A 26080-nucleotide genomic window follows, 5' to 3' on the forward strand; every position below is an offset into this window, starting at 1 on the left:
GTACGGTGGCACGGTGACCCCACAGATCATCATCCTCAACGGCGGTTCCAGCGCGGGGAAGTCCGGCATCGTACGGTGCCTCCAGGCCGTACTCCCCGACCCCTGGCTCGCGTTCGGCGTCGACTCGCTCATCGACGCGATGCCCCTCAGGATGCAGAGCTCCGACGACGGCATCGAGTTCGACGCCGACGGCGGAGTGAACGTCGGCGCCGACTTCCGCGCCCTCGAAGGCGCCTGGGCCCAGGGGGTCGCCGCCATGGCCCGGGCCGGCGCGCGCGTCATCATCGACGACGTCTTCCTGAGCGGAGCGGCCGCCCAGGACCGCTGGCGGACCTTCGTCGGCGACCTCGACGTGCTCTGGGTCGGCGTCCGGTGCGACAGCGCCGTCGCCGAGGGCCGCGAGGTCGCGCGCGGCGACCGGGTCGCCGGAATGGCCGCGAAACAGGCGGACACCGTGCACCGGGGCGTCACCTACGACGTGGAGGTCGACACCACCCGCACCGAGTCGCTGGAGTGCGCCCGCGTCATCGCCTCCCACGTCGTCTGACCGCGCCGCGGGAACGCGCCGCACACCCCGCACACGCCGCCCCACGCAGGCCGCCCACCCCCGCACCGAGCACCCTCAGGCGGGACACGCTCAGGACGGCGCCGGCCGGCTCTTCGGCCGGCGCAGCCCCGCCGACGTGAGGCGGCGCAGCAGTTCCTTCGACCCGACCTCGACCGCGCCGCCGGCCACGGCGTCCGCGTACCGCTCGGAGGGTATGTCGTAGTGGTCCCGCTCGAAGGCACGGGGCGGGGCGCCGATCGACGCGGCGAAGGCGTGCAGTTCCTCGAAGGAGACGTCGCTGACCAGGTGCGACCACATCCGGCCGTGGCCGGGCCAGGTGGGCGGGTCGATGTAGAGGGTCATGTCAGGACCGCCTTCGCCCCGGCGGCGCGCCCGCTCACGTCAGGCCGCCCACCGGCGCCACCACGACACCCTGCTTCCCGCAGACCCAGTGCGGGTCCGGCCCCAGCTCGGGCTCCACGTCCAGGGCGTGCGGGTCACCGGTCGAGCAGACCGGGCAGAGGGGCCAGCGGCCGTACCGTTCGAGCAGGGCGTCCTGGACGTCCTGGGCGACGAGACCGGCGACGTACGTCACACCCTCGGGCCACTGCTCGACCCACCAGCGCCGGTGGGTCACCGAGTCCTCCACCATCGACACCACCTCGGCGGCGGCGACCTCGCGGGCCACCAGGTCGGCCAGTACCAGGGCGCGAGCGGCGTGCAGCGCCTGCTCCACGGGGTCGATGTCGTCCATGCACCCATTGTCACCCGGGCTGAGCGGACCCCGCGAAGGGCCGAAGGTCCCGGCCCGATCCGGGACCGACGGGGTCTTGTCGCACCACCGCTCCGAAAGTATCTTTCAGTTGTGACCAATGACGTGAAGGAAACTTTCACGGGCGACGCGCCCCCCGCTCCCGCCGCGCTCGCGGCCAAGGTGCGGACCCTCGCGCCGTCCATGACCCGCTCGATGCAGCGGGTCGCCGAAGCCGTCGCCGGAGACCCCGCCGGCTGCGCCGCGCTCACGGTCACCGGCCTCGCCGAGCTCACCGGCACCAGTGAGGCGACCGTCGTCCGCACCGCCCGCCTCCTCGGCTACCCCGGCTACCGCGACCTCCGGCTCGCCCTCGCCGGGCTCGCCGCCCAGCAGCAGTCCGGCCGCGCACCCGCCGTCACCGCCGACATCGCCGTCGACGACCCGATCGCAGACGTCGTCGCCAAGCTCGCCTACGACGAGCAGCAGACCCTCGCCGACACCGCCGCGGGACTCGACACCGTCCAGCTCGGCGCCGCCGTCGCCGCCCTCGCCACCGCCCGCCGCATCGACATCTACGGCATCGGCGCCTCCGGCCTCGTCGCCCAGGACCTCGGCCAGAAACTCCTCCGCATCGGCCTCATCGCGCACGCCCCCAGCGACCCGCACCTCGCCGTCACCAACGCCGTGCAGCTCCGCTCCGGCGACGTCGCCATCGCCATCACCCACTCCGGCTCGACCGGCGACGTCATAGAACCGCTCAGGGTCGCCTTCGACCGCGGGGCGACGACGGTCGCGATCACCGGCCGCCCGGACGGGCCGGTCACCCAGTACGCCGACCACGTCCTCACCACCTCGACCGCCCGCGAGAGCGAACTGCGCCCCGCGGCCATGTCGTCCCGGACCAGCCAACTCCTGGTCGTGGACTGCCTGTTCACCTGTGTCACACAGCGTACGTACGAGACGGCGGCCCCTGCCCTCGCCGCCTCGTACGAAGCCCTGGCCCACCGCCACTCACCCCGCACCCGCTGACGACCACAGCGCCGAAAGAGCCGCACGTGTCTGCTACGTACTCCGAACTCCGCGCCCAGCTGGCCACCCTCACCACCGAGGCGTTCCGCCCGGAACTGGCCGAGATCGACCAGCTCCCCACCGCCGAGATCGCCGCGCTCATGAACGGCGAGGACGCCACCGTCCCCACCGCCGTCGCCCGGCAGCTCCCGGCCATCTCGGCCGCGATCGACGCCACCGCGGAGCGCATGGCCCGCGGCGGACGCCTCATCTACATGGGCGCTGGCACCGCGGGCCGCCTCGGCGTGCTCGACGCCAGCGAGTGCCCGCCCACCTTCAACACCGACCCGAGCGAGGTCGTCGGCCTCATCGCGGGCGGCCCCTCCGCCATGGTCAAGGCCGTCGAGGGCGCCGAGGACTCCAAGGAGCTCGCCGCCGAGGACCTCACCGCGCTCGGCGTCACCGCGGACGACACCGTCGTCGGCATCTCCGCCTCCGGCCGCACCCCGTACGCCATCGGCGCCGTCGAGCACGCCCGCGCACGGGGCGCACTCACCATCGGCCTCTCCTGCAACGAGGACAGCGCGCTCGCCGCCGCCGCCGAACACGGCATCGAGGTCGTCCCCGGCCCCGAGCTGCTCACCGGCTCGACCCGGCTCAAGGCGGGCACCGCCCAGAAGCTCGTCCTCAACATGATCTCGACCATCACGATGATCCGGCTCGGCAAGACCTACGGAAACCTGATGGTCGACGTCCGCGCCTCCAACGAGAAGCTCCAGGCCCGCTCGCGGCGGATCGTCGCCCTGGCCACCGGCGCCCCGGACGAGCAGATCGAGACCGCCCTCGCCGCCGCCGACGGGGAGGTGAAGAACGCGATCCTCATGATCCTCGCCGACATCGACGCCCCCACGGCCGCCGAGCGGCTGACGGTCTCCCGGGGCCACCTGCGCGCGGCGCTGCACGCGGCCGGACCCACCACCCCGTAACACCCCCTCGGGGGCGCACCAGCCCGCCGGACGCTCCCCTCGGGGGCGCGCACCACCCTGCCGGACGCCCCCTCGGGGGCGCACCAACCCCGCCGGACGCCCCCTCCCCCAGAGGCACCCCTCACAGCAAGGCACCACCGCACCATGAGCACAGACGACAAGAACCGCGCCACCGCCGCCGCGATCCTCCCCCTCGTCGGCGGCGCCGAGAACATCAGCTCCGTGGCCCACTGCATGACCCGCCTGCGGCTGGGTCTGCGCGACCGCTCGCTCGTCCAGGACGAGGCCCTCAAGGCACTGCCCGCCGTGATGGGCGTGGTGGAGGACGACACGTACCAGATCGTCCTCGGCCCGGGCACCGTCGCCCGCGTGACCCCGGAGATCGAGGCCCTGGTGGCGGCGGCCCCGCAGCCGACGCACTCGGCGGAGGACCTCGCGGCGCAGGGCGCGGCCCTGAAGGCGGAGCAGAAGGCGAAGAACGCCACCCCGTTCAAGCTCTTCCTCCGCCGGATCGCGAACATCTTCGTTCCGCTGATCCCCGCGCTGATCGGCTGCGGCATCATCGCCGGCCTCAACGGCCTCCTGATCAACCTCGGCTGGCTGCCCGGCGTCACCCCGGCGCTCGCGGCGATGGCGAGCGGCTTCATGGCCCTCATCGCGGTCTTCGTCGGCTACAACGCGGCGAAGGAGTTCGGCGGTACGGCGATCCTGGGCGGCGCGGTCGCGGCGATCATCGTCTTCCCCGGCGTCGCCAAGATCGACGCCTTCGGCCAGACGCTCTCCCCCGGCCAGGGCGGTGTGCTCGGCGCGCTGGGCGCGGCGATCCTCGCGGTGTACGTGGAGAAGTGGTGCCGCCGCTGGGTGCCGGAGTCCCTCGACGTCCTGGTCACCCCGACCCTGACGGTCCTGGTCTCCGGCCTGGTCACGATCTTCGGCCTGATGTTCGTGGCCGGTGAGATCTCCACCGCCATCGGCGAGTTCGCCAACTGGCTCCTCGCGAACGCGGGCGCCGGCGCGGGCTTCCTCCTCGGCGGCCTGTTCCTGCCGCTGGTGATGCTGGGCCTGCACCAGGCCCTCATCCCGATCCACACCACACTCATCGAGCAGCAGGGCTACACCGTCCTCCTCCCCATCCTGGCGATGGCGGGCGCGGGCCAGGTCGGCGCGGCGATGGCCGTCTACCTGAAGCTGCCGCGCAACGGCTCGATCCGCCGCACGATCAAGTCCGCGCTCCCGGCCGGCTTCCTGGGCGTCGGCGAGCCGCTCATCTACGGCGTCTCCCTCCCCCTCGGCCGCCCCTTCATCACGGCCTGTGTCGGCGGCGCGTTCGGCGGCGGCTTCGTCGGACTGTTCAGCATGCTGGGCGACACGGTCGGCTCGACGGCGATCGGCCCCTCGGGCTGGGCCCTCTTCCCGCTCCTCGACGGCAACAAGGGCCTGGGCGGGACGATCGCGATCTACGCGGGAGGCCTGATCGTCGGCTACCTGGCGGGCTTCGTGGCGACGTACTTCTGGGGATTCAGCAGGGAACTCCTGGAGGAGTTCAACGTGGACACGGAGGCCGGGCAGACCGAGCAGACCGAGGTGACGGTGGCGAAGGGCGGCCCGGCACCGGAACGGACGCCCGAGCCGGAGCCGGAGCCGGCGAAGGTCTGAGCGCACGCGGAAGGGAGCCCGGTCGGAAGGATTCCGACCGGGCTCCGGCGTACGTACGGGAAGTACCCCACCGGCGCAGGAGGTGCCCACCGGCAGAGGATGCGCCCACCGGCAGAGGAGCTGCCCACCCGCGCAGGAGGCGCCTACCGGCAGAGCACGTCGCGCTCCGGCCGGACGCCCTCGGTGAGGAAGCGGGTCACCGCCCGGTCCCCGCAGGCGTTCCCGTTCCCGAGGTAGGCCCCGTGCCCGCCGTGGTCGACGGAGACGAGCCGGGCCCGGTCGCCGAGCGCACGCCGCATCGCCATCCCCTTGGCGTGCGGGGTGGCGGGATCCCGCAGGTTCTGGATCATCAGGATGTCGGAGGGCCCGCGGTCGGTGATGCGGACGGGCTTCTCCGCCGCGCCGCCCTTCCAGAAGGAGCAGGGCGTGATGTTGGCCGGCATCCCCGCCGTCAGCGGGAACCGCGCGCGGTTCTTCGCCACGGCCCGCTCGTACGCGGCCACGGAGGCAGGCCAGTCCACGTCGTTGCAGATCACACCGACGGTGATGGCCGCGGCGTCGTCCGGCATCGGGCCCGCCAGCTCACGCGGCAGCACCGGCTCGCCCTGCGGGTCGAGCGCCTCCGTCACCAGTTGCGCGAAGGACGGGAAGAAGCCGTCGGAGTAGAGCGCGAGCTGGAGCGACTGGAGCAGCATCGAGCCCGTGAGCGGAGGGCCCGGCCGCGCGGGCTCGCCCGGCGCACCCGGCAGCACGGTGGCATGCGGCTCCCGGTCGAGCCGGCCCGCCAGATCCATGACGACCGCCCGGACGTCCTCGGGCCGCTCCGCGAGCCGCACCCCCTCGACCGCCCGGTCCGGGTGCGCCGCCCAGTCCGCGAAGTCCGGGAACCGGTCCTCAGCGCCCTGCGCCATGCCCTCGAGCCAGCCCCGGGCGACCCGCTTCGGGTCGGGGTCGTTGCTGCTGTCGAGGACCCAGCGGTCGGTCCGCCCCGGGAACCTCTCGGCGTACGCGGCCGCCACGTACGTCCCGTACGACACGCTCCACGCCGACAGCTTCCGCTCGCCGAGCGCCTTCCTCAACTGGTCCAGGTCCCGCACCTGGTTGGCGGTGGTCAGCCCGCGCAGCATGGCACCCCCGTTCCGGGCGCAGGCCTCGGCGATCCGCTTCGACCGGGCGACGTTCTCGTCGATGCCGCCGTCCGCGCCCGGCCACGACCGCAGCGTCATCATCCACCGGTCGCCCTCGTCGAGCCCGCACCGCGCCTTGTCCGAGCCGCCGATCCCGCGCGGGTCGAACGCCACGAGGTCGTACGCCCCGTCCATCTCCTTCGCCAGCGCGGCGCCCTTCTGCGCCAACCGCTGCACCCCGGAGCTGCCGGGTCCGCCGGGAATGACCATGAGGGTCCCCCGCCGGGCATCGGGGCGGGTGCTGGCGATCCGGGACACGGCGAGCCGGATCCGCGGCCCGTCGGGGTCGGCGTAGTCGAGGGGTACGGAGAGCGCGGCGCACTGCTGCCCGGGAAGAGGCTTTACGGCGGGGTCGCACACCCCCCAGTCGAGCCCGGCGGCGGAGGCGGGAGCGACACCGCCGGCGGCGAGGCCGAGCCCGGCGACGAGGGCGGCGGAGAGACCGAGGAGGGAGGCGCGGCGGCCGTGATTCGCTGTCATGCCCCCAGCCTGTCGAAGCCGGGCACGCCGTCCCATCCGGCAGGCACGCGGCCCGAGGGTGGGGCCAACCCCCATAGGTAGGAGGGGTGTTCGGGAGCCCGCAGCGGGACAGGACACCTGAGGGGGAGGAAGGAGAGACGGATCCCGGGACGGACAAGCGGAATCCTTTATCCGATGGCGGTCCCCCACCCTCTGGTGAATCATCCCCGCATGACCACCACCCCCACCCCCACCACTCCTCCCGCCCTCGCCTCCGCCGCCGGTACGTGGACCCTCGGGGACCTCACCGTCAACCGCGTCGGGTTCGGGGCGATGCGGCTGCCCCAGCGCGGCGAGGCGCTCGTCGAGCACGCGGTGCCCCGTGACCGCGACGAGGCGATCGCCGTACTGCGCAAGGCCGTCGACCTCGGCGTGAACCACATCGACACCGCCGCCTTCTACTTCTCCCCGCTCCGCTCCGCCAACGAGCTGATCAGCAGCGCGCTCGGCGGGCCCTACCCCGACGACCTCGTCATCGCCACCAAGGTCGGCCCCTGCCGCGACGCCTCCGGCGCCTGGGGCAGCCACGCGCGCACCGCCGCCGCCCTGCGCGGCCAGGTCGAGGAGAACCTGCGCCAGCTCGGCCGCGACCACCTCGACGTCGTCAACCTCCGGATCGTCGGCACCGATTCGATCGCCGAGCGCTTCGGCGCCCTCGCCGAGCTCCGCGAAGCCGGCCTCGTCCGCCACCTCGGCGTCTCCAACATCACCCCCGAGCAGCTCGCCGAGGCGCGAGCCATCGCCCCCGTCGTCTGCGTGCAGAACATGTACGGGATCGGAGTCCGCCCCGAGTACGAGGACTTCGTGCGCGGCTGCGGCGAGCAGGGCATCGCCTTCGTCCCCTTCTACGCGATCGCCGCCGCCGGCCGCCAGGGCGGCGCCACCGCCCCCGAGAGCCCCGAGGTCCTCGCCGTCGCCGAGGCCCACGGCGCGAGCCCGGCCCAGATCCGGATCGCCTGGACCCTGCACCAGGGGCCGCACCTGCTCGCCATCCCCGGCACCGGCGACCCCGGCCACCTCGCCGCCAACGTCGCCGCGGGCGCGATCCGGCTCGCCGAGGAGGACCTGGCCCTCCTCGGCGGACTGCACCGCGAGCCCGCCGCCGACGCTTCCTGAACACCCCTTCCTGAACTCCCCTTCCTAGACTCCTCTTCCATGACGCACACGCCGAGCCCCGCCGCCGCCCTCGCCGCCGACCTCGCCCCCACCGGCACCCTCCGGGCCTCCATCAACCTGGGGAACCCCGTGCTCGCCCAGGGCACCCCCGAGGAGCCGTCCGGGATCACCGTCGATCTGGCGCGGGAGATCGGGGCGCGGCTCGGGCTCCCCGTGGAGCTGCTCTGCTTCGACGCGGCGCGGAAGTCCTTCGAGGCGATGGCCGACGGCCGGGCCGACCTCTGCTTCCTCGCCGTGGATCCGGCGCGGGAGACGGAGGTCGCGTTCACCGCCCCGTACGTCGTCATCGAGGGCGTGTACGCCGTCCCGCGCGACTCCGGCCTCGCCACCGTCGAGGACGTCGACGCGCCGGGCGTCCGGATCGGCGTGAAGCAGGGCTCCGCGTACGACCTGTTCCTCTCCCGGTCGCTCACGCACGCGACGGTCGTGCGCGGCGCGGAGGGCGTCGACACCTTCCGAGCCGAGGGCCTGGAGGCGGGCGCCGGGATCCGCCAGCCGCTGACCTCGTACGTACGGGAGCACCCCGAAGTGCGGCTGATCGAGGGCCGGTTCATGGAGATCCGGCAGGCAGTCGGCACGACGGCCGGACGCGCGCCGGGGACGGTCGCCTTCCTCCGCGCCACGGTGGAGGAGCTGAAGGCGAACGGCTTCGTGGCGGACGCGCTCCGTCGCGCCGGGCAGGACGCCGGGCTGCTCGCCCCGCCCGCAGCCTGACGGCCGGAGAGCGGCAGGACGCCCTGGAACGGCAGGACCGCGTCACCCCACCACGTCCGCCGCCGTCAACGGCTCCCCCGGGACCAGGATCCGGTCCCGGGGGCCGTACGGGGTCAGCTCGTCCCACCAGCGCGCCGCCGGGTCGAAGCGGGCGTGCGCCACGGCGCCGGCCAGCGCGGGATCGCGGGCCCTGAGCGCACGGAGGGCGAAGGCCGGGCCCTGGCCGAGGCGGACGACGCCGTCCACGGCGAGCGCGCCCCGTTCCGTGGACATCACCGGAGCGCCGGCGACGGGCACGAGCCCCCCGCCCCGCTGCCGCACGGCCTCCGCGTGGAGGGCCAGGACCTCGGCGAGCGGCAGCCCGAAGCAGCGGCGCGCGCCCGAGCCGCGCTCGACGAGCATGCGGTACGGGACGAGGCCGAGCGCGGTCTGCTCCCGCCACATCCGCGCCCAGGCTCCGGCGTCGTCGTTGACGTGCCGGAGGACGGGGCCCTGGGTGCGGAGGGCCGTTCCCGTCGCGAGGACGCGGGCGAGGGCCCGGCGGGTCGGTACCGGTTCGAGCTCACGGGGGTGGGTGAGGTGGAGGAGCAGCGAGAGGCGCCGGCCGGCCGCGGCGACCCGTTCGAGGGCGCGGAGGAGGTCGTCGGCGTCGGCGGTCGCGGCGAGGAAGCGCTCCGGGGCGTGGAGCGGGGCCCTCGTCCGGATGCGGATCGTCCGCACGTGGGGGGTGGCCAGGAGCGCGGAGAGGTACGCGTCGAGCTGCGCCGCGCTCAGGGCGAGCGGGTCCTCGCCGTCGAGGACGACCTCCGTGATCTCCGGGTGCCGGGCCAGGGCGGCCGTCATCGCCTCGGGCCCGCCCCGCACCGGGTCGGCGGCGTCCTGGGGCCGGCGGAAGCAGGAGGCGCAGGGGGCGGGGCAGGTGCGGCGCCGGTCGGGGAGGACGAGCAGGGTGCCCGGGTAGGTGTGCCGGACGGCCTCGGTGTCGCGGCCGGCCGGGTGGGGGTCGAGGCGTTCGCGCAGGCCGTCGACGACGAGCCGCAACCGGTCGCGGTCGCCGTCCCGCAGGGTCTGCTCGACGGCGGCGAAGTCCGCGGGGGCGAGCAGGTCGCGGTGGGGCACGAGGAGCCGGTACAGGGGGTCGTCGGGGGCCCGTGACCAGTCGATGAGCTCGTCGGCGGCGTGGGAGCCGACCCGAAACGGCAGCACGCGGCCGACGACGTCCGCGTCGTGGGCGAGGGCGGGCTGCCCGGTGCGGTCGGCGATGAGTCGGGCGAGGCGGTGACCGGTGAGGACGGTCACCCGTTCCCCACCGCCGGCACGTCGGTCGTCTGCACGGTCGTCGCCTCCTCGAAGGCCTCGCCGATGGCTGGTGCGGCACACCCCGGACGATGATGGGGAGCGGACACCCCGGCCGCCAATGGCACTAGCGGTGGCCCGATTCGGGGGCAACGGAGGAGTCCGGCCAATCACACCCGACACGTACCGGACAGCACGATGTCACGCAAACACCCGTTAACCACCCATCCACCCCGATATGCACCCGAGGCCTTTCGGCCTGGCGTAGACCCGGGGCATCTGCCAGATTGGCGACTTTCCTCCGGGCCCGGCTCACCTCACGACAGCCCGACGAAAGCCCGAGGGCCCGGCCGTGACGGCCGGGCCCTCGGGGCGGGAAGCGGGTGGGACGAGCGTCAGTACAACCCCTTGAAACCGTTCCAGCCGCCCGAACCGATCAGCACCCGCGCGCCGTACCCGCCGGTCCCGGTGCCGCTGTACCGCCACAGCTTCCCGGTGGTGTCCCGGGCGAGCAGGTCTGCGCGCCCGTCACCCGAGAGGTCGCCGACGCCGACGAGCGACGCGTAGCCGCCCCATCCGCCGCCGACCTTCACCCGCGCGGTGACACCGCCGGTGGCGGTGCCGTAGTAGCGCCAGAGCACACCCGCCGCGTCGACGCCGAGCAGGTCACCGCGCCCGTCGCCGTTGAGGTCGCCGGCGCCGGCAAGCCTCTTGTACAGCTTCCAGTCGGCCCCGATCCGGACCCGGGCCTTCACCCGGTGGTCGACCGTGCCCGCGTAGAAGTACACGTCACCGGTGGACGCCTGACGCACGACCAGGTCGGCGAAGCCGTCACCGTTCACGTCCCCCGGGGACGTGAGCACGTCGTACTGTCCCCAGCCCGAACCGACCGTGGTGTACGGCGAGGAGGCGGAGACCGCCTTTCCGCACCCGGGCCGGTACGCGCGCAGTTGGTCACCCACGCGGGCGTACACGTCCGCGCACCGGTCACCGCTCAGATCGCCCACCGGCACGAACACCGACGAGGTCGCGAACTTCGCCCCCGTACCGGCGATCCGCGCGGAAAGCGCCCCCGTGCCGGTCCCCCGGTACATCGACACGAGCCCGGCCGTGTCCATCACCAGCAGATCACCGAACCCGTCGTCACCGGCCAGGTCACGCCGGACAGCGGCCGCACCCGACACCTGGACCGCACCGGAGAGGCCGAGGTCGGCGCCCTGCCCGTCGGCAGGCTTGGCCGTCAGCGTCCAGGTGTGGGCCCCGTTGGCGACGAACCTCCCGGCCGCGTCCTTGCCGTCCCAGACGGGCGCGACGACGCCTCGCGCCTCGCCGCCGGTCAAGGTCCGGACCGCCTTGCCGGTCGCCTTGTTCCTGAGCGTCAGAGACCAGGAGGCGGCCGGCTTGGACAGCCACCAGCGAGGCTTCCAGGAGGCCGACCCGAGTCCGGCGGCAGGGGTGTCGGAGTCGATCGCGGTCAGCCGGCCGGTGGCGCCGCCGAGCCCGGAGACGTGGACCTTCCGCAGGGAGTCGACGAACGCGACAGCCCCGCCGAAGCGGTCGACCGCCCAGATGTTGCGCTCGTCCTGGACGTCATAGCTCCCGAGGACGCCCAGTTCGCGGTCCTCCGGCTCACCGGAGCGCACGTCGATCGCCGCCAGCGTGTACCCGTACCCGGTGTAGGAGGCGTACACGAGGAAGCCGTCACCCAGTCCGGACTCGACGTTGCGAGGGAGCCGGACCTTGACCGCGGCCCTCTTCTCGCGGTCGTACACCACCGCGGGCGTGGAGGACGAGGTGCAGAGCGAGTAGATCCACCTGCCGACGACCTGGAGATGGTAGGACCGGCAGTCCGTCCCGAGGTCGAGCGTCTCGACGGTCGCGCCCGTCCGCAGGTCGATCGCGGAGACGGTGTCGTCGGTCGCGGACGCCACCCAGAGCCGACCGCCCCACAGCGCCTGCCCCACTCCGGTGGCGGAGTTCCGGAGGATCTGCCCCGTCTCCACGTCCGCGACGATCGAGCGCGTTCCGGAATCCGTCTTCCCGCCGAAGTGCACGTAACGGCCGGAGGCGCTGTAGAGGGTGCCCGCCTCGAGCTTGCCCGAGTGGCCGAGCAGGACGGTGCGCGTGGTTCCCGCGGGTCCGGGTGTCGTCACCCGTGCCTGGACCGCGCAGTCGGAACACGACGGCTGCCCGCCGGACGCCGGGCGGCTCACCGTGTCCAGGGTGACCAGACGGCCGTCCCCCGTATCGTGCCACCACGCCGCCGTGGAGCTCGAGGACTTGAGGATCCACGGACAGTTCGCGGCGGTGCCGGCCAGCGCGTCGCACGTCCAGGTGTGCGTCGGCGCGTGTGCGCCGGTGAGAGGCAGGTCGAATCCCCGGAGCGTGTGGGTGTCCGTCAGCGTCTCCGTGACGACCCGGCCGTTGGCCGTGGTCAGAGAGGTGTAGGGGACGGTCGGCGGAGTGGCGAGGGCCTGGGCCGTGACCGGGACGCCGCCGGCTCCCGGCGAGACGCGTCGAACACCCCAGTGGGCGGAGTCGGTACCGCCCAGCAGGTACAGGGCGCCGTCCGCGCCGGTCTCGACGCCCCCGCCCGCCTGCGCGACGATACCGAGGGCTCGTGTGTCACCCCCGCGGATGGGCGTGGCGAGGACGGGGACGGTCGTGAACTCGTAGGGGTCGGACGGCCCGTCGTAGTGGCCCACGATCCAGTCGCCGACCACACCGATCCGCGCCTGGGTGCCGTCGCCGCCGAGGGGCAGCTTCACGGTCCTGCCCGGGTCGCCGTGGTCCGTGCGGGAGACGACGAACGCCTGGTCCGTGACCGACTCGTCGTACCGGACGATCCAGTCGGAGCTGAGGGCCACCCTCGAGGTGAGCGGGGCGGAGGGCGTCTCGGGGACGGGGGTGAGCGCACCGGTGGCGAAGTCGAGCATCGCGGTGCGCCGGGACGCGGCATCGGTGTAGACGATGAGTGCACCGGCGTCGTCGTGGGCGACGACGTAGGGTGCCCCGACGGCACCCGGCACGGACACGTCCACGTCGGCAGGGGCCTCAGGGCCGTAGCCCAGCAGGTGCACGACCCCGCCGCCGTCGTCGGACCCGGTGGTGATCAGCCGGTCCGCCGTGAGGCGCGGGGAGGCCTGCTCGGATCCGAGGCTCCGGGTGAAGGCGGCACCGCTCGCGAAGTCGTGGACGGTCACCTCGTCCCCGAAGCCCGGGACGCAGGCCGCCCGGTCGCCGTGGGTGATCAGGTCGGACGAGTAGCACGGGGGAGTGTGGGCGGCACGCCCGTCCTTCAAGCTCAGCCAGGAGGGGTGCGCGGACTCTCCTCCACGCACCAGCTGGACGCCGGTGCCGACCCCCATCAGATAGATGTCAGGCGTTCCGGCGGGGTCCGCGGGCGCGGCGATCGTGGCCTCGTACGGCGCGTCGGACGCGGTCCCGGCCGTCGCGGCGGGTGCGGTCGCGGCCGCCAGGGCGGCGATGCCAAGGGTCGCGCTCAGTGCGAGCGCGACGGCTCTTCGGACGGACAAGTACGTGTCCCCTCGTGCGGGTGTGGAGCTTGCAGGCAGCAGCAACACAGGGGGAAACGGCAGGCAGTCAGGCCGGGCACGTCAGGCAGGACAGGACGGAGCGGACCGCGCGGGCCGAGGCCGGCGGGACCCCCCCCTGTCGGCAGGCGGATCGTACATTCACGCGAATTGAATGCGCCAGAAACCTACCTGCTCCAGCGCCGGGAAGCCCTCTTCCCGGCCCTGGAGGCCGCCTTCCCGGAGCCCGCACGCCGGACACCACCCCTGGGACCCAGCCCCCGGGCCGCAACCCGCCCACCACCCCTCCAGCCCCACCACACACCACCCCTGACCTGGGCTTTTACTCTTCCCCTCGGTATTCTGGAGATCGACTCGGAGGGGGATCCCGATGGACCTGAACAGCCGTGACATCCGCACGATCGACGACGTCCTGACCCTGCTCGACGGGCTGTTCGCGCCCGAGGCCGACCGGTGGTCCGGTGGGGGTGCCGACTGGTGGAACGGGTTCTACGCCGACCGGGACAGGCCCGTGCCGTTCTTCGTCGCCAAGCCCGACGAGAACCTCGTCTCGTACGTCGGGCGCGGACTGCTCCCGGCCGGGGGCGGGCGGGCCCTCGACCTCGGGTGCGGGCCCGGGCGGAACAGCCTGTACCTCGCCTCGCTGGGGTACGAGGTGGACGCCGTCGACCTGTCCGCCACCGCGATCCGCTGGGCGGAGGAGAGGACCGCGGAGGCCGGGGCCACCGGGATCCGCTTCCTGTGCGGCGACGCCTTCACCGCGCCGCTGGAGGGCCCGTACGACCTCGTCTACGACTCCGGCTGCTTCCACCACCTGCCGCCGCACCGCCGCGTCAGCCACCTCGCGCTCCTCGACCGCGTCCTCGCACCCGGCGGACACTTCGCGCTCACCGCGTTCGCCGCCGGAGAAGGCGGCATGGGCTCCGAGCTGCCCGACATCGACTTCTACCGGAAGGGCGGGCTGGACGGCGGACTCGCCTACACGGACGCGTCGTTGCGCGGGATCTTCGCCGACCTGACCGACGTCGAGGTCCGCCGCATGAGGGACGAGACCGCCGACTCCCCCGCCTTCGGCGAGTCCTTCCTCTGGACGGCGCTCTTCCGGCGCCCGTGACGCGGCGGGGGCGGGGAGCCGGCCCTCACATCGACCTCAGGTGCGCCGCGAGCCGGTCGTACTGCTCCCGTACCCCCGCCTCCATGCCCGCCGCCAGCGACTGGTCCCTGATCTCGTTCGACGGCCAGAAGGACGTGCTGGTCAGCGCCGTACCGCCGTCCGGAGTCGAGTCGAAGGTGAGCGTGACGCGGACCGGGCCACCCACCGGCATCTGCTCGAAGACCTCCGTGTAGTCGAGCCGCTCCACCGGGACGACGTCCTCGTACGTGCCGGAGAAGACGATCTGCTGGCCGTCCGGGGCGGTCTGGCCCCAGCGCCACGCGCCGCCCACCCGCAGATCGATGTCGACGACCGTCGTGGTCAGCCCGGACACGCCGTACCACTCCCGCACGTGCGCGGGGACCGTCCACGCCTCCCAGACCCTGGCCGGCGGGGCGTCGAAGGTACGGGTGATGACCAGCTCGCGGTCGGCGGGTGTCGTCAGCAGGGTGACCATGGCCGCAACCCTTCCGCCGTATCCCTTTCGGTCCCTTCCAGGATGACTCGGGCACGCCCGGCCGGCCACTCCCGAAAAGGGAGTGAACACGTTCAACAGGTGAGCGCTAAAGTTCTGCCACGCGGCCGCGCCCGATCACGGGCGACGCCGCCATCACAGACCTGTGGGGGGTCCCTTTGCCGCGCTCAACGCGCAGGCTTCCGCACGCCTTCGTGCGTGCCGCAGCCGTCTTCGCTCTCTCGGCGGGCGTCATCGCGCCCGCCGTCGTCCACGCCCCGACCGCCTACGCGGATGCGCCGGTCCTGTCCGGCAAGACGCTGGACGACGGCCGCTACCGCCTGGAGCTGCCCGCCAACGCGCTCTGGATCAAGGTCAGCGTCCTTGAATCCACCGCCCCCGGCGCCGCCGTGCTCGCCTCCACGGAGGCGCTCACCACGGACAACATCCGCTGGGAGACGGAGGCGCCGTTCACGCTCCCGCAGGGCACCGCCTTCCAGGACTACCCGGTACGCGTCGAGTACCGGATGCCCGGCGGCACCACCCAGCGGACCGCCGGCGCCACCTACAGCTACCGGCCGCACGTCGGCGTCACCGACCTGTCCTGGGACCGCGAGAACACCAGCTACGACCAGCGCCAGGCCGTCCTCTCCGGCAGGACGACCCTCTGGGACCCGGCCACCGGCGCCCGCACCACCGCGCCCGCCGGCACCCAGGTGGCGATCGCCCTCAATGCGCAGGACGGCACCAACAGGGTCATCCGCTCCACCGCCACGACCCTCGCGGACGGCACCTTCTCCGTGACGGTGACCCCGGGCGGCTGGGTCTCCGGCACCGCGACCGTGGTCACCGCCGGCACCGGCAACGACCCGGACGACGCCGCCTTCGTCCCGAACCTGGGCGTGGAAAAGCTCCTGTACCGGATCAGCACCAACGTCAACAAGTACCGCGTGCTCGCCGGTACGGACGTGCGGGTCAGCGGGCACGTGGAGCGGTACACGCCGACCGGCTGGAAGCCCTTCCCCGGCGCCTCCGTCGTCGCGACCGGATCACAGCCCTACGGCTCCAACACGGCGACCGTCCTGGGCAGCACCACGTCCTCCGCGACCGGGACCTTCTCCTTCAACGCGCGGCCCCAGTACAGCACCGAGTACGTGTACACCTCGCTGCGGTACTCGCCGTACTTCGACGACGCCCGCGCCTACGCCAAGAGCGACATCGTCGTACCGCAGCAGTTCTCGTACTCCCCGCACACGATCACCCTGGACGAGTACGGGCAGCTCACCGCCACGGGCGGGTTCGGCTCGGCCTACTGCCGCAACGGGCAGCCCGTACAGCTCCAGGTCTCCTTCGACGCCGGTCGCAGCTGGCGCGTCATGCGCAGCGGCATGACGGACAGCGGCTGCTCCTACCGCTTCACCACCCAGGGCTACGAGAGCGCCCTCTACCGGATCCACCACCCGGAGACCAACGAGCTGGTCGCCAAGGGCAGTACGTCCCTGAAGCGGGGCCGCACGCCCACCCGCTTCTCCGCCTTCACCATCAGCCCCACCCGGCCCACCGTGAACGGCAAGATGACCGTCTCCGGCACCGTCCAGCGCAAGGTGGGCGGCGTCTGGAAGCCGCTCGCCGGAGCCAAGCTGACCCTGGTCTTCAAGCCCAGGAACGAGAACCAGTGGTACTGGGTGACCAAGAGCATCACCACCAACAGCAGCGGCCGGTTCAGCTACCGCGCCACCGCCTACGGCGACGGCTCCTGGGCCTCGTACCTCAACACCACGGGCACCTACTTCTACAGCGACACGAAGGCGATCTACATCGATGCGCGCTGACCTCCGCCCCTCCCGCGCCCTGACGGCGGGCCTGGCCGCGGCCGCCCTCGCCGCGACGACCCTCGCCGTCACCGCCGCGCCCGCCACCGCGGCCGACCCGCTCGTCGGCATCGGCCGGGCCCTCACCGACGACACCCAGCGCGGCGTCTTCCAGGTCACCGCCTGGACGGACGCCCCGCAGGCGAAGATCACCAAGGTCTCGGCCCAGGTCCGGCAGGGCGACACCGTCCTCGTCGACATCCCGTCGCTCCCGGGCGCGACCGATCCGTGGAGCCCCACGCCCTCGGCCACCACCTTCCGGCTGCCCGACGCGGCCGCGCTGAAGCTCGTCGAGGACGGCGGCCGCATCCCGGCCCTCGGGACGTACGCCATCGACGTCACCGCCACCGACTCGCTGGGCAACAAGCAGACCCGGACCGACGCCGGACAGCTCGACTTCCGGCTGCGCCCCGAGATCACCCTCGTCCCCACCAAGCCCACGTACGCCGACCGCAACGCCCGTCCCTCGGGCACCGTCGTCGGCATCCAGCCCGGCTCCGGGGACCGGGTGGCACTGGCCGACCTGCCGGTGACCGTCAAGCGGCTCGACCCGCCGCGGGACGGGACGCAGAGCCCGCCCCAGCAGGCGGTCACCGACGCGGACGGCCGGTTCACGTCGCCACCGTTCCCGATCTCCAGCGCGGACCTGAACATCTCGAACCTCTCGTTCTGGGCGACGGTCACCGCCGACACCTCCGAGCTCCACGGCACCGTGACGGACCACCTCAGCGTCTACCAGCACGAGCCGCGCAAGGTGGCCGTCACGGCCACCGCCGACAAGAAGCGGGCGCTCGACGGGGAGACCGTGACCGTCACCGGCCGGATGACCGACCCGGCCGCGGCCGGCGCGCCCGTCGCGAACCACGAGGTGCGCGTGCGGCTCGGCGGCCCCACCTGGGGAACGGGCTCCAGCGCCGTCGTCCGGACCGGAACGGACGGCCGGTTCACCGCCCGGCTCATCGCCGTCGCGGGCAAGGAGTCCGGCGGCTTCGCGGTCGAATCGCCCGACCGGTACGTGGAGTTCCCCGCGCACTACGGCGCCCTGGCCATCCCCCTCGACTCCCGCACCGACCTCCGCACGTACGGGCTCTCCGCCGACGGCCGGGTCACGGTCTCCGGCACCTTCGGCGCCCGGTACGAGGCGGAACCGAACTTCACGACGGCCCAGTTCATCCGGCTGGAGCAGCTCGTCGGCGGCGCCTGGAAGGCGATCGCCTGGGGGAACGTCAACTCGGCCTACTACAACGAGTTCACGGCCTCGGCGGCGAGCCGGGGCGGCACCTTCCGCCTCCGACACCTCACCACCGACCAGTTCGCCGAGTCCAGCACCGGCACGCTGCGGCTGACCCGCACCGAGACCCGGATCGTCTCCCTGAACGCCGGCCCCGAGCCGGTCGCGAAGGGCGGGTACGTGACGGTCACCGGCGGACTCCAGCACTACACGGACAAGTGGCGCGCGTACGCGAACGCTCCGGTCGTCCTGCAGTTCCAGCCGCGGGGCTCCACGACGTGGAAGCAGATGGCGACCGGCCGGGCGAACGCGAGCGGCAACGTGTCCCTGAAGGCGAAGGTCACCGGGGACGGCACCTGGCGCATCCGCCACTACGGCGACAGCAAGCACTTCAACACCCCGGCCACGGCCGGCGGTGACTACGTCGACATGCGCTGACCGCGGCGCTCCACCACGCCCGAGGGCGGCACCCCCCTGCCGGGGAGTGCCGCCCTCGTTCGTGCTGAGCTTCGCGTTCAGCGATGAACCACCGATCCCGGAGGATCAGAAGTCCATGTCACCGCCCGGCATGCCGCCGCCGGCCGGCGCGGACGCCTTCTCCGGCTTGTCGGCGATGACGGCCTCGGTGGTGAGGAACAGCGCGGCGATCGACGCGGCGTTCTGCAGCGCGGAGCGCGTGACCTTCGCCGGGTCGATGATGCCCTCGGCGATGAGGTCGACGTACTCGTTGGTCGCGGCGTTCAGGCCGTGGCCGACGGGCAGGTTGCGGACCTTCTCCGCCACGACGCCGCCCTCGAGGCCGGCGTTGACCGCGATCTGCTTCAGCGGGGCCTCGAGGGCCAGCTTCACGATGTTCGCGCCCGTGGCCTCGTCGCCCGCGAGGTCGGCCTCGAGCTTCTCGAAGACCGAGGAGGCCTGGAGCAGGGCCACGCCGCCGCCGGCGACGATGCCCTCCTCGACGGCCGCCTTCGCGTTGCGAACGGCGTCCTCGATGCGGTGCTTGCGCTCCTTGAGCTCGACCTCGGTCGCGGCACCGGCCTTGATGACCGCGACGCCGCCGGCGAGCTTCGCCAGGCGCTCCTGCAGCTTCTCGCGGTCGTAGTCCGAGTCGCTGTTCTCGATCTCGGCGCGGATCTGGTTCACGCGACCGGCGACCTGCTCGCTGTCACCGGCACCGTCGACGATGGTGGTCTCGTCCTTGGTGATGACGACCTTGCGGGCGCGGCCCAGCAGGTCGAGGCCCGCGTTCTCCAGCTTCAGGCCGACCTCCTCGGAGATGACCGTGCCGCCGGTGAGGATGGCGATGTCGTTCAGCATGGCCTTGCGACGGTCGCCGAAGCCCGGGGCCTTGACCGCGACGGACTTGAAGGTGCCGCGGATCTTGTTGACGACCAGGGTCGACAGGGCCTCGCCCTCGACGTCCTCGGCGATGATCAGCAGGGGCTTGCCCGACTGCATGACCTTCTCCAGGAGCGGGAGCAGGTCCTTCACCGAAGAGATCTTGGAGTTGACGATCAGGAGGTACGGGTCGTCGAGCGACGCCTCCATACGCTCCATGTCGGTGGCGAAGTACGCCGAGATGTAGCCCTTGTCGAAGCGCATACCCTCGGTGAGCTCCAGCTCCAGACCGAAGGTCTGGGACTCCTCGACGGTGATGACGCCTTCCTTGCCGACCTTGTCCATCGCCTCGGCGATGAGCTCGCCGATCTGGGTGTCGGCGGCGGAGATGGAGGCCGTGGAAGCGATCTGCTCCTTGGTCTCGACATCCTTCGCCTGCTCGAGCAGGGCGCCGGAGACGGCCTCGACGGCCTTCTCGATACCGCGCTTGAGGGCCATCGGGTTGGCACCGGCGGCCACGTTGCGCAGGCCCTCGCGGACGAGCGCCTGGGCGAGAACGGTGGCGGTGGTCGTACCGTCGCCGGCGACGTCGTCCGTCTTCTTGGCGACTTCCTTGACCAGCTCGGCGCCGATCTTCTCGTACGGGTCCTCGAGCTCGATCTCCTTGGCGATGGAGACACCATCGTTGGTGATCGTGGGGGCGCCCCACTTCTTCTCGAGGACGACGTTGCGACCCTTGGGGCCGAGGGTGACCTTGACGGCGTCAGCGAGCTGGTTCATGCCGCGCTCGAGACCGCGCCGGGCCTCCTCGTCGAACGCGATGATCTTGGCCATGTGAAGTGGTCCTCCCGGACATGGGGTGGATAACGCTCCAGGACCGCGCCGACGCCCGCGACGGACGGCCTCCGCAGCTCCGCGTGGTTCCTTGCCCCACCCGGCCGGCGGCCTCGTCTGCCCGATCCTCGTAGCACTCTCACCTTCCGAGTGCTAACGCCAATGATTAGCACTCGCCCTATGAGAGTGCAAGCGACTCTCGAGTTTCGAGAGGTGGAGAGGGGGGCGCGAGAGGGCGCGGGAACGCGCGAGGGGCCCGCGTCCCCTGGGGGATGCGGGCCCCTCGACGGCGTTGCGTCGGTGGCCGATCGCGCCGCGCTCAGACGGCGAGCTTGACCATGTCCGCCTGCGGACCCTTCTGGCCCTGCGAGATCTCGAACTCGACTCGCTGTCCCTCTTCGAGGCTGCGGTAGCCATCCATCTGGATCGCGCTGTAGTGGACGAAAACATCCGCACCACCGTCGACCGCGATGAAGCCGTAGCCCTTCTCCGCGTTGAACCACTTGACGGTGCCCTGAGCCATGCCTAACTCCCCTATTACTGGCCCTTGCGCGGGACCCGCACTTCGCGGAACCCGGGTCAGACCCTGCGCCGGAACGCGTCGACCGCGGCTGAATGTATCTGCCCAACTGCCCTCTGCAACAGGTCAATCGAGCGAGAATTCTGGGCGCCGTGGAAAGGCGAATTGGGGAGATTCCCTTGGATGACCGGGCAAGTCGGGCCCGGCAAAGCGCGCAGAAGGTACACAACGCGCACACACTTTGGCTGCTTCTTGTCGTGCGGGGACGCATTCTCATATGCGCCCGGCATGAGCAGCGGAGGGGACTTCCCCAACTCTACCGCGCTCAACCATGCAGAATTGCCCCTTCCGCTTTATGGCGCGGAAGGGGCAATTCAAGAAAGACGGGACAGGCGAAGAGCCGAGAGAGGCTCAGCAGCCTCCGGCACTGTGCTCGATGGTCAGCCTCCGGCGACGGCCGGGATGATCGAGACGCCGGCGCCGGCCGGGGTGGCCGTCTCCAGGCCCTGCTCGAAGCGCACGTCGTCGTCGTTCACGTACACGTTGACGAAGCGGCGCAGCTTGCCCTGGTCGTCCAGGACGCGGGCGGCGATGCCCGTGTGGTTCTTCTCCAGGTCCGCGATGACCTCGGCGAGGGTCGCGCCCTCGGCCTGGACCTCGGACTGACCGCCCGTGTAGGTGCGGAGGATGGTGGGGATGCGGACGTTCACGGCCATGTCGTCGATACCTTTCAGAGGGCCAGGCCGGCGTCGCGGAACGCGTCCAGGCTCGGGCGGATGGTGACGGTCGCCTGAGAGGTGTCGGCCACCGCGTCCAGGGTCTTGAGTCCGTCGCCGGTGTTGAGGACGACGGTGGTGAGGTTCGGGTCGATCAGCCCGTTCTCGACGAGCTTCCTCGTGACGCCGACGGTCACGCCGCCCGCGGTCTCGGCGAAGATGCCCTCGGTCTGCGCGAGGAGCCTGATCGCGTCCACGACCTGCTCGTCGTTCACGTCCTCCACGGCACCGCCGGTGCGGCGGGCGATGTCGAGGACGTACGGGCCGTCGGCCGGGTTGCCGATGGCGAGCGACTTGGCGATCGTGTTCGGCTTCTGGGGCCGCACGACGTCGTGGCCGGCCTTGAAGGCCACCGACACCGGGGAGCAGCCCTCGGCCTGCGCGCCGAAGATCTTGTACGGCTTGTCCTCGACGAGGCCCAGCTTGATGAGCTCCTGGAGACCCTTGTCGATCTTCGTGAGCTGGGAGCCGGAGGCGATCGGGATGACGAGCTGGTCGGGGATGACCCAGCCGAGCTGCTCGCAGATCTCGTACGCCAGCGTCTTGGAGCCCTCGCCGTAGTACGGGCGGAGGTTGACGTTGACGAAGCCCCAGCCCTCGCCCAGCGGGTCGCCGATGAGCTCGGAGCAGAAGCGGTTGACGTCGTCGTAGTTGCCCTCGATGGCGACGAGGTCACCGCCGTAGACACCGGCCATGACGACCTTGCCCTGCTCCAGGTCGTGCGGGATGAACACGCAGGAGCGGAAGCCGGCGCGGGCGGCGGCGGCGCCGACGGCGCCGGCCAGGTTGCCGGTGGAGGAGCAGGAGAGGGTGGTGAAGCCGAAGGCGCGGGCGGCCTCGATGGCCTGGGCGACGACCCGGTCCTTGAAGGAGTGGGTCGGGTTGCCGGAGTCGTCCTTGACGAAGAGCTTGCCGGGGGCGACGCCGATCTCGCGGGCGAGGTTGTCGGCCTGGACGAGCTTGGTCCAGCCCGGGTTCAGGTTGGGCTTGTCGGCGACGTCGGCGGGGACGGGCAGCAGCGGGGCGTAGCGCCAGATGTTGGCGGGGCCGGCCTCGATCTGCTTGCGCAGCGCCTCGGGGTCACCGGTGGGGAGGTCGTAAGCGACTTCGAGCGGTCCGAAACAGAGTTCGCAGGCGAAGATCGGACCGAGCGCGAAGACTTCACCGCATTCGCGACAGGAGAGTCCCGACGCGGGACCGAGGTCGACCGAAGTGGCGGGGGTAACAGTCTGTACAGCCATGGAGGCGAGGCCCTTTCTCCTCATCTTTCCCATGACGAATTTTTCGCCATGAGACGGATTTGGCACCTTCCCTAGCCGGGAGCCTCGCTGGAGGACGAGTAACCGACTGGAGGGTTGCCGGGGCTTCAACGGGCCGTTTCCCTCTGCCCCTCTGGATGAGCGGTATTCGATTGTGAAGCGCGGTGAACTTTCGTTCCTGCGCTCCGACGCGGGCGGCACCCCGACGTGCATCGGGCATCCGCGTTGTTCAAGACTGTAACCGAAGGCCCGGACGCTTGGACCGGCCGTCCGAACCGCGAGATGGAGATCACGTGCTGGAAGAGGTGGAGCGCTGGCTGGACCGGCGGTCCTGGTCCGTGGCGGACCGGCCGCTGGAGCGGATCCTCGCCGCGAAGCGGAACACGAAGGTCAGCGTCGTCCTGCCGGCGCTGAACGAGGAGGCGACGGTGGGTGACATCGTCACCGTGATCCGGCGCGAGCTCATGTCGGAGGCGGTGCCGCTCGTCGACGAGCTGGTGGTGATCGACTCGGGCTCCACGGACCGCACGGCGGAGGTGGCGGCGGCCGCCGGGGCGCGGGTGGTCGCGCGGGACGCGATACTCCCCCGGATACCGGCCGTGCCGGGCAAGGGCGAGGTCCTGTGGCGGTCGCTGATGGTGACCACCGGGGACGTCGTGTGCTTCGTCGACGCGGACCTGCGGGACTTCTCGGCGGACTTCGTGTCGGGGATCGTGGGCCCGCTGCTGACGGAGCCGGACGTGGACTTCGTGAAGGCGATGTACGACCGCCCGTTCGGGGACACCCCTGGTCAGGGGGGCCGGGTGACGGAGCTCGTGGCCCGTCCCCTGCTCAATCTGCACTGGCCGCGGCTGGCCGGCTTCGTCCAGCCGCTGGGCGGCGAGTACGCGGCGCGCCGGTCCCTGCTCGAGCGGCTGCCCTTCCCGGTCGGTTACGGGGTGGAGCTCGGCCTGCTCGTGGACGCGCTGCACACGGTGGGCCTGGACGCGCTCGCGCAGGTGGACGTGGGGGTGCGCAAGCACCGGCACCAGGACGGGCAGGCGCTGGGCCGGATGGCGGCGGCGATCTACCGGACGGCGCAGCTGCGGCTCTCGCGGGGCCATCTGGTGCGGCCGCGGCTGACGCAGTTCGAGCGGGGCGAGAAGGGCTTCGAGCCGCGGACGTACGCGGTGGACACGGAGGAGCGGCCGCCGATGGCCGACATCGTGGAGTACGCCCGGCGCCGCGTGGCGTAACGCCCCATGATGATCTGTTTTGCATACATTGCCCTTTTATGCGCTTCAGACACCATCACCCGGGCAGGGTGCTCGCGGCCGTCGTGGCCGTCGGACTGACGGCGGGCCCGCTCGCGCTCACCGCGGCGGGACCGGCCGCGGCGGACGTGGTCGAGCCGTTCGGCAAGCGGTACGACGCGTCGCTGTACGGCGACTTCACGACCGTCGGCAACACGGTCATGGGCTGTCCGGCCGCCCCCGCCGACCAGGCCGCGCGCTGCGCGGTCGCGACGAGCGGCCAGGGCCCGGACTCCGGCGACACCTTCGTGATGCGGCGGATCGACTCCGCCGTCCTGGGGAGCGGGTACGGCTCCAGCACCGGCCGGGTGCGGATCCCGGCGGGCGCGGAGGTGGCGTACGCCCGGCTCTTCTGGGGCGGCAACGACGGCACGTACAAGGGATTGGGCGGGGCGCGGCTGAAGCGCTGCGACCTCTCGGGCGCCGATGCCGGGCGCTCGCCCGGCGACCCGACGACGACCGCCCCGGTGATCAGGGTCGGCACGGGCGCCGCGACCCCGGTCTCGATCGACAGCATGGTGGCCGATCCGGCCGACACCGACGGCCCGCACTACTACACGGGCGAGTCGGACGTGACGGCCGCGTTCGCGGGCACCTCGGGCCTCTCGGGCCTCTCGGGCACGGACGTGCAGGTGGCCGTCGGCAACCTCTGGGCGCCCGAGGGCAAGGGCTGCGTGGCGGGCTGGTCGCTGACCGTCGTCCACAGGTTCCCGGGCCCCGAACCGGTCCGCGCGCCCGAGCGGCGGAACGTGTCCGTGTACGGCGGGCACGTCCTCCAGCGCCCGTCCTCCCCCGCGACCACCATCACCGTGGACGGCTTCCGCCGGAGCGGCGGTACGGCGCGGGCCGGCGTCACCGCCTTCGAGGGCGACCGGAACACCCCGGGTGACGCCTTCCTCGCCGGCGGCAGGAACGTCACCGAGGCCCGCACGGGCACCACCGACAACTTCTTCCTCGGCGGGGACGACGGAGCCGTCGCCCCCGACCTCGTCGACAACCTGGGCATCGACGCGAAGTCCTTCGACCTCCCCGACGACGCAGTCCCGCAGGGCGCCACCTCGGCCGACCTGGCCTTCTCGACGCGCGGCGACAGTTACGTGCCCTCCGCGCTCGCCTTCTCCGTGCCGGTCCCCGACCTGGAGATCACCAAGACGGCGAGCGCGCGCACCGTGAAGCCGGGCGACACGCTCACCTACACGATCACCGCGAAGAACGTCGGCGCGCACGACTACCCGGACGCCAGGTTCGGCGACGACCTGACCGGGACCCTCGACGACGCCGAGTACCGGGGCGACGTGCGGACGGACCTGGGCACGGTGACCTACCGGGCGCCGAGGATCGGGTACGCGGGCACCATCCCGGCCGGGAGGACGGCGACCGTCACCTACTCGGTGAAGATCAAGAACCCGGCGACCGGGGACGGCCGGCTCCACGACCGGGTGCGGTCCGAGACCCCCCGCGCCACCTGCGGAGCCGGCAGCGAGGACCCGGCCTGCCAGGCGGCCCCGGAACTCCGGAAGCCGCCGAAGCCGGCCCCCAGGCCGACACCGACCCGGGTGGATCCGACCCCGGTGGATCCGAGCCCGACCGCGGTGGACCCCACGCCCACCCCCACGCCCACCCGCGCGGACCCGACCCCCGACCCGGCGGAGCCCACGACCGCCCCGACCCGCGAGGCGCCCGCTCCCGCGCCCCCGGCCCCCGGGCCGCCGGGGAACGGCCGGGGCGGCTCGATGGCCGAGACCGGCGGCAACGGCGAGCGGCTGTGGCTGCTGGGCGCCCTGGGCCTCGCCCTCGCGGCGACGGGCCTGGTCGCGAAGGCGGCGATGCGCGGCCGACGCGAGAACTGACGGCCGCCAGAGGTCCGGCCGCCCTGCGTGATCGGCCGCCCGGGAGGTCCGGCCACCCTCCGTGGCCTGGCCTCCGGGCGCACGGCCACCCTCCGTGGCCGGAAC

The 26080-nt window shown here is 72.3% G+C and carries 21 protein-coding genes and 1 riboswitch; of the genes, 11 read left to right on the forward strand and 10 right to left on the reverse strand.

The features are described from left to right. Positions 1-13 precede the first annotated feature (13 nt). Positions 14-547, forward strand: a complete 534-nt coding sequence (gene cpt, locus AMK27_RS23045) for a chloramphenicol phosphotransferase CPT (RefSeq protein ID WP_073911506.1) — start codon at positions 14-16, stop codon at positions 545-547. 90 nt (positions 548-637) lie between these two features. Here cpt and AMK27_RS23050 read toward each other — a convergent pair whose 3' ends face one another. Together AMK27_RS23050 and AMK27_RS23055 are read right to left on the reverse strand one after the other, a co-directional pair. Further along, a complete protein-coding gene (locus tag AMK27_RS23050; RefSeq protein ID WP_073911509.1) occupies positions 638-910 on the reverse strand; it encodes a DUF4031 domain-containing protein in 273 nt (90 codons plus the stop codon). Positions 911-944: 34 nt separating this feature from the next. Next, positions 945-1301 carry a hypothetical protein gene (locus tag AMK27_RS23055; RefSeq protein WP_073911512.1) on the reverse strand — a complete coding sequence of 119 codons (357 nt, stop codon included), beginning with the start codon at positions 1299-1301 and terminating at the stop codon, positions 945-947. Positions 1302-1412: 111 nt separating this feature from the next. Between AMK27_RS23055 and AMK27_RS23060 the strand changes: the two genes are divergently transcribed. From AMK27_RS23060 to AMK27_RS23070, 3 genes are all read left to right on the forward strand, one after another. Beyond that, complete coding sequence (locus tag AMK27_RS23060) at positions 1413-2330, forward strand: MurR/RpiR family transcriptional regulator (RefSeq protein ID WP_073911515.1); 918 nt, start codon at positions 1413-1415, stop codon at positions 2328-2330. 26 nt (positions 2331-2356) lie between these two features. After that, positions 2357-3295 carry an N-acetylmuramic acid 6-phosphate etherase gene (murQ, locus tag AMK27_RS23065; RefSeq protein WP_073911517.1) on the forward strand — a complete coding sequence of 313 codons (939 nt, stop codon included), beginning with the start codon at positions 2357-2359 and terminating at the stop codon, positions 3293-3295. Between the two features lie 144 nt (positions 3296-3439). After that, the gene (locus AMK27_RS23070; protein WP_073911520.1) at positions 3440-4951 is read left to right on the forward strand and encodes a PTS transporter subunit EIIC; all 1512 of its coding nucleotides are present in this window, start codon (positions 3440-3442) and stop codon (positions 4949-4951) included. Between the two features lie 143 nt (positions 4952-5094). Here AMK27_RS23070 and AMK27_RS23075 read toward each other — a convergent pair whose 3' ends face one another. Beyond that, complete coding sequence (locus AMK27_RS23075) at positions 5095-6618, reverse strand: alpha/beta hydrolase (RefSeq protein ID WP_073911523.1); 1524 nt, start codon at positions 6616-6618, stop codon at positions 5095-5097. Between the two features lie 210 nt (positions 6619-6828). Here AMK27_RS23075 and AMK27_RS23080 point away from each other — a divergent pair, with 210 nt between their 5' ends. Both AMK27_RS23080 and AMK27_RS23085 read left to right on the forward strand, forming a co-directional pair. Further along, positions 6829-7773: an aldo/keto reductase gene (locus AMK27_RS23080; RefSeq protein WP_073911526.1), complete on the forward strand. Its 945-nt coding sequence runs from the start codon at positions 6829-6831 to the stop codon at positions 7771-7773. A 39-nt stretch (positions 7774-7812) separates the two neighbouring features. After that, entirely contained in the window at positions 7813-8547 is a 735-nt protein-coding gene (locus AMK27_RS23085; RefSeq protein WP_073911529.1) for a transporter substrate-binding domain-containing protein, read from the forward strand. Between the two features lie 42 nt (positions 8548-8589). Here the strand turns inward: AMK27_RS23085 and AMK27_RS23090 are convergent, their stop codons facing one another. Both AMK27_RS23090 and AMK27_RS23095 read right to left on the reverse strand, forming a co-directional pair. Further along, positions 8590-9846, reverse strand: a complete 1257-nt coding sequence (locus AMK27_RS23090; RefSeq protein ID WP_073911531.1) for a lysine 2,3-aminomutase — start codon at positions 9844-9846, stop codon at positions 8590-8592. Positions 9847-10238: 392 nt separating this feature from the next. Continuing rightward, positions 10239-13379: an FG-GAP-like repeat-containing protein gene (locus AMK27_RS23095; RefSeq protein ID WP_073911533.1), complete on the reverse strand. Its 3141-nt coding sequence runs from the start codon at positions 13377-13379 to the stop codon at positions 10239-10241. A 388-nt stretch (positions 13380-13767) separates the two neighbouring features. Here AMK27_RS23095 and AMK27_RS23100 point away from each other — a divergent pair, with 388 nt between their 5' ends. After that, a complete protein-coding gene (locus tag AMK27_RS23100) occupies positions 13768-14511 on the forward strand; it encodes a class I SAM-dependent methyltransferase (protein WP_073911535.1) in 744 nt (247 codons plus the stop codon). Between the two features lie 25 nt (positions 14512-14536). Here the strand turns inward: AMK27_RS23100 and AMK27_RS23105 are convergent, their stop codons facing one another. Next, positions 14537-15007: an SRPBCC domain-containing protein gene (locus AMK27_RS23105; protein ID WP_073911537.1), complete on the reverse strand. Its 471-nt coding sequence runs from the start codon at positions 15005-15007 to the stop codon at positions 14537-14539. A 212-nt stretch (positions 15008-15219) separates the two neighbouring features. On the opposite strand from AMK27_RS23105, the gene AMK27_RS23110 reads away from it, so the two are divergent. Both AMK27_RS23110 and AMK27_RS23115 read left to right on the forward strand, forming a co-directional pair. Next, positions 15220-16836 carry a hypothetical protein gene (locus tag AMK27_RS23110; RefSeq protein WP_073911539.1) on the forward strand — a complete coding sequence of 539 codons (1617 nt, stop codon included), beginning with the start codon at positions 15220-15222 and terminating at the stop codon, positions 16834-16836. Further along, complete coding sequence (locus AMK27_RS23115; RefSeq protein ID WP_073911541.1) at positions 16826-18544, forward strand: hypothetical protein; 1719 nt, start codon at positions 16826-16828, stop codon at positions 18542-18544. Before AMK27_RS23110 ends, AMK27_RS23115 begins: the two co-directional genes overlap by 11 nt. 105 nt (positions 18545-18649) lie before the next feature. Here AMK27_RS23115 and groL read toward each other — a convergent pair whose 3' ends face one another. The 4 genes from groL to thrC form a co-directional block, all read right to left on the reverse strand. Then, a complete protein-coding gene (groL, locus tag AMK27_RS23120; protein ID WP_030321969.1) occupies positions 18650-20278 on the reverse strand; it encodes a chaperonin GroEL in 1629 nt (542 codons plus the stop codon). Positions 20279-20597: 319 nt separating this feature from the next. Then, complete coding sequence (locus tag AMK27_RS23125) at positions 20598-20801, reverse strand: cold-shock protein (protein ID WP_015035246.1); 204 nt, start codon at positions 20799-20801, stop codon at positions 20598-20600. A gap of 437 nt (positions 20802-21238) precedes the next feature. Next, positions 21239-21514, reverse strand: coding sequence for a MoaD/ThiS family protein (locus AMK27_RS23130; protein WP_055642141.1), 276 nt, complete (start codon positions 21512-21514; stop codon positions 21239-21241). 14 nt (positions 21515-21528) lie between these two features. Then, positions 21529-22839, reverse strand: a complete 1311-nt coding sequence (gene thrC / locus AMK27_RS23135; protein WP_073911543.1) for a threonine synthase — start codon at positions 22837-22839, stop codon at positions 21529-21531. Beyond that, positions 22833-22977: riboswitch (SAM riboswitch) on the reverse strand. It overlaps the preceding gene by 7 nt. 149 nt (positions 22978-23126) lie before the next feature. Here thrC and AMK27_RS23140 point away from each other — a divergent pair. Beyond that, positions 23127-24068, forward strand: coding sequence for a glucosyl-3-phosphoglycerate synthase (locus tag AMK27_RS23140; protein WP_073911545.1), 942 nt, complete (start codon positions 23127-23129; stop codon positions 24066-24068). Positions 24069-24106: 38 nt separating this feature from the next. Further along, positions 24107-25975: a DUF7927 domain-containing protein gene (locus AMK27_RS23145; protein ID WP_073911547.1), complete on the forward strand. Its 1869-nt coding sequence runs from the start codon at positions 24107-24109 to the stop codon at positions 25973-25975. The last annotated feature ends 105 nt before the right edge of the window (positions 25976-26080 follow it).

Origin of the sequence: Streptomyces sp. CB02009, assembly GCF_001905825.1 — a bacterium.
In the GTDB taxonomy this organism is placed as follows: Bacteria; Actinomycetota; Actinomycetes; order Streptomycetales; family Streptomycetaceae; genus Streptomyces.

What these genes read in the sequence shown, in the direction of transcription:
- AMK27_RS23050 (WP_073911509.1), bottom strand. Translation starts at nt 910, where the DNA reads ATGACCCTCTACATCGACCCGCCCACCTGGCCCGGCCACGGCCGGATG.
- AMK27_RS23055 (WP_073911512.1), bottom strand. Translation starts at nt 1,301, where the DNA reads ATGGACGACATCGACCCCGTGGAGCAGGCGCTGCACGCCGCTCGCGCC.
- AMK27_RS23070 (WP_073911520.1), top strand. Translation starts at nt 3,440, where the DNA reads ATGAGCACAGACGACAAGAACCGCGCCACCGCCGCCGCGATCCTCCCC.
- AMK27_RS23075 (WP_073911523.1), bottom strand. Translation starts at nt 6,618, where the DNA reads ATGACAGCGAATCACGGCCGCCGCGCCTCCCTCCTCGGTCTCTCCGCC.
- AMK27_RS23080 (WP_073911526.1), top strand. Translation starts at nt 6,829, where the DNA reads ATGACCACCACCCCCACCCCCACCACTCCTCCCGCCCTCGCCTCCGCC.
- AMK27_RS23085 (WP_073911529.1), top strand. Translation starts at nt 7,813, where the DNA reads ATGACGCACACGCCGAGCCCCGCCGCCGCCCTCGCCGCCGACCTCGCC.
- AMK27_RS23100 (WP_073911535.1), top strand. Translation starts at nt 13,768, where the DNA reads ATGGACCTGAACAGCCGTGACATCCGCACGATCGACGACGTCCTGACC.
- AMK27_RS23105 (WP_073911537.1), bottom strand. Translation starts at nt 15,007, where the DNA reads ATGGTCACCCTGCTGACGACACCCGCCGACCGCGAGCTGGTCATCACC.
- AMK27_RS23115 (WP_073911541.1), top strand. Translation starts at nt 16,826, where the DNA reads ATGCGCGCTGACCTCCGCCCCTCCCGCGCCCTGACGGCGGGCCTGGCC.
- groL (WP_030321969.1), bottom strand. Translation starts at nt 20,278, where the DNA reads ATGGCCAAGATCATCGCGTTCGACGAGGAGGCCCGGCGCGGTCTCGAG.
- AMK27_RS23125 (WP_015035246.1), bottom strand. Translation starts at nt 20,801, where the DNA reads ATGGCTCAGGGCACCGTCAAGTGGTTCAACGCGGAGAAGGGCTACGGC.
- AMK27_RS23130 (WP_055642141.1), bottom strand. Translation starts at nt 21,514, where the DNA reads ATGGCCGTGAACGTCCGCATCCCCACCATCCTCCGCACCTACACGGGC.
- thrC (WP_073911543.1), bottom strand. Translation starts at nt 22,839, where the DNA reads ATGAGGAGAAAGGGCCTCGCCTCCATGGCTGTACAGACTGTTACCCCC.
- AMK27_RS23145 (WP_073911547.1), top strand. Translation starts at nt 24,107, where the DNA reads ATGCGCTTCAGACACCATCACCCGGGCAGGGTGCTCGCGGCCGTCGTG.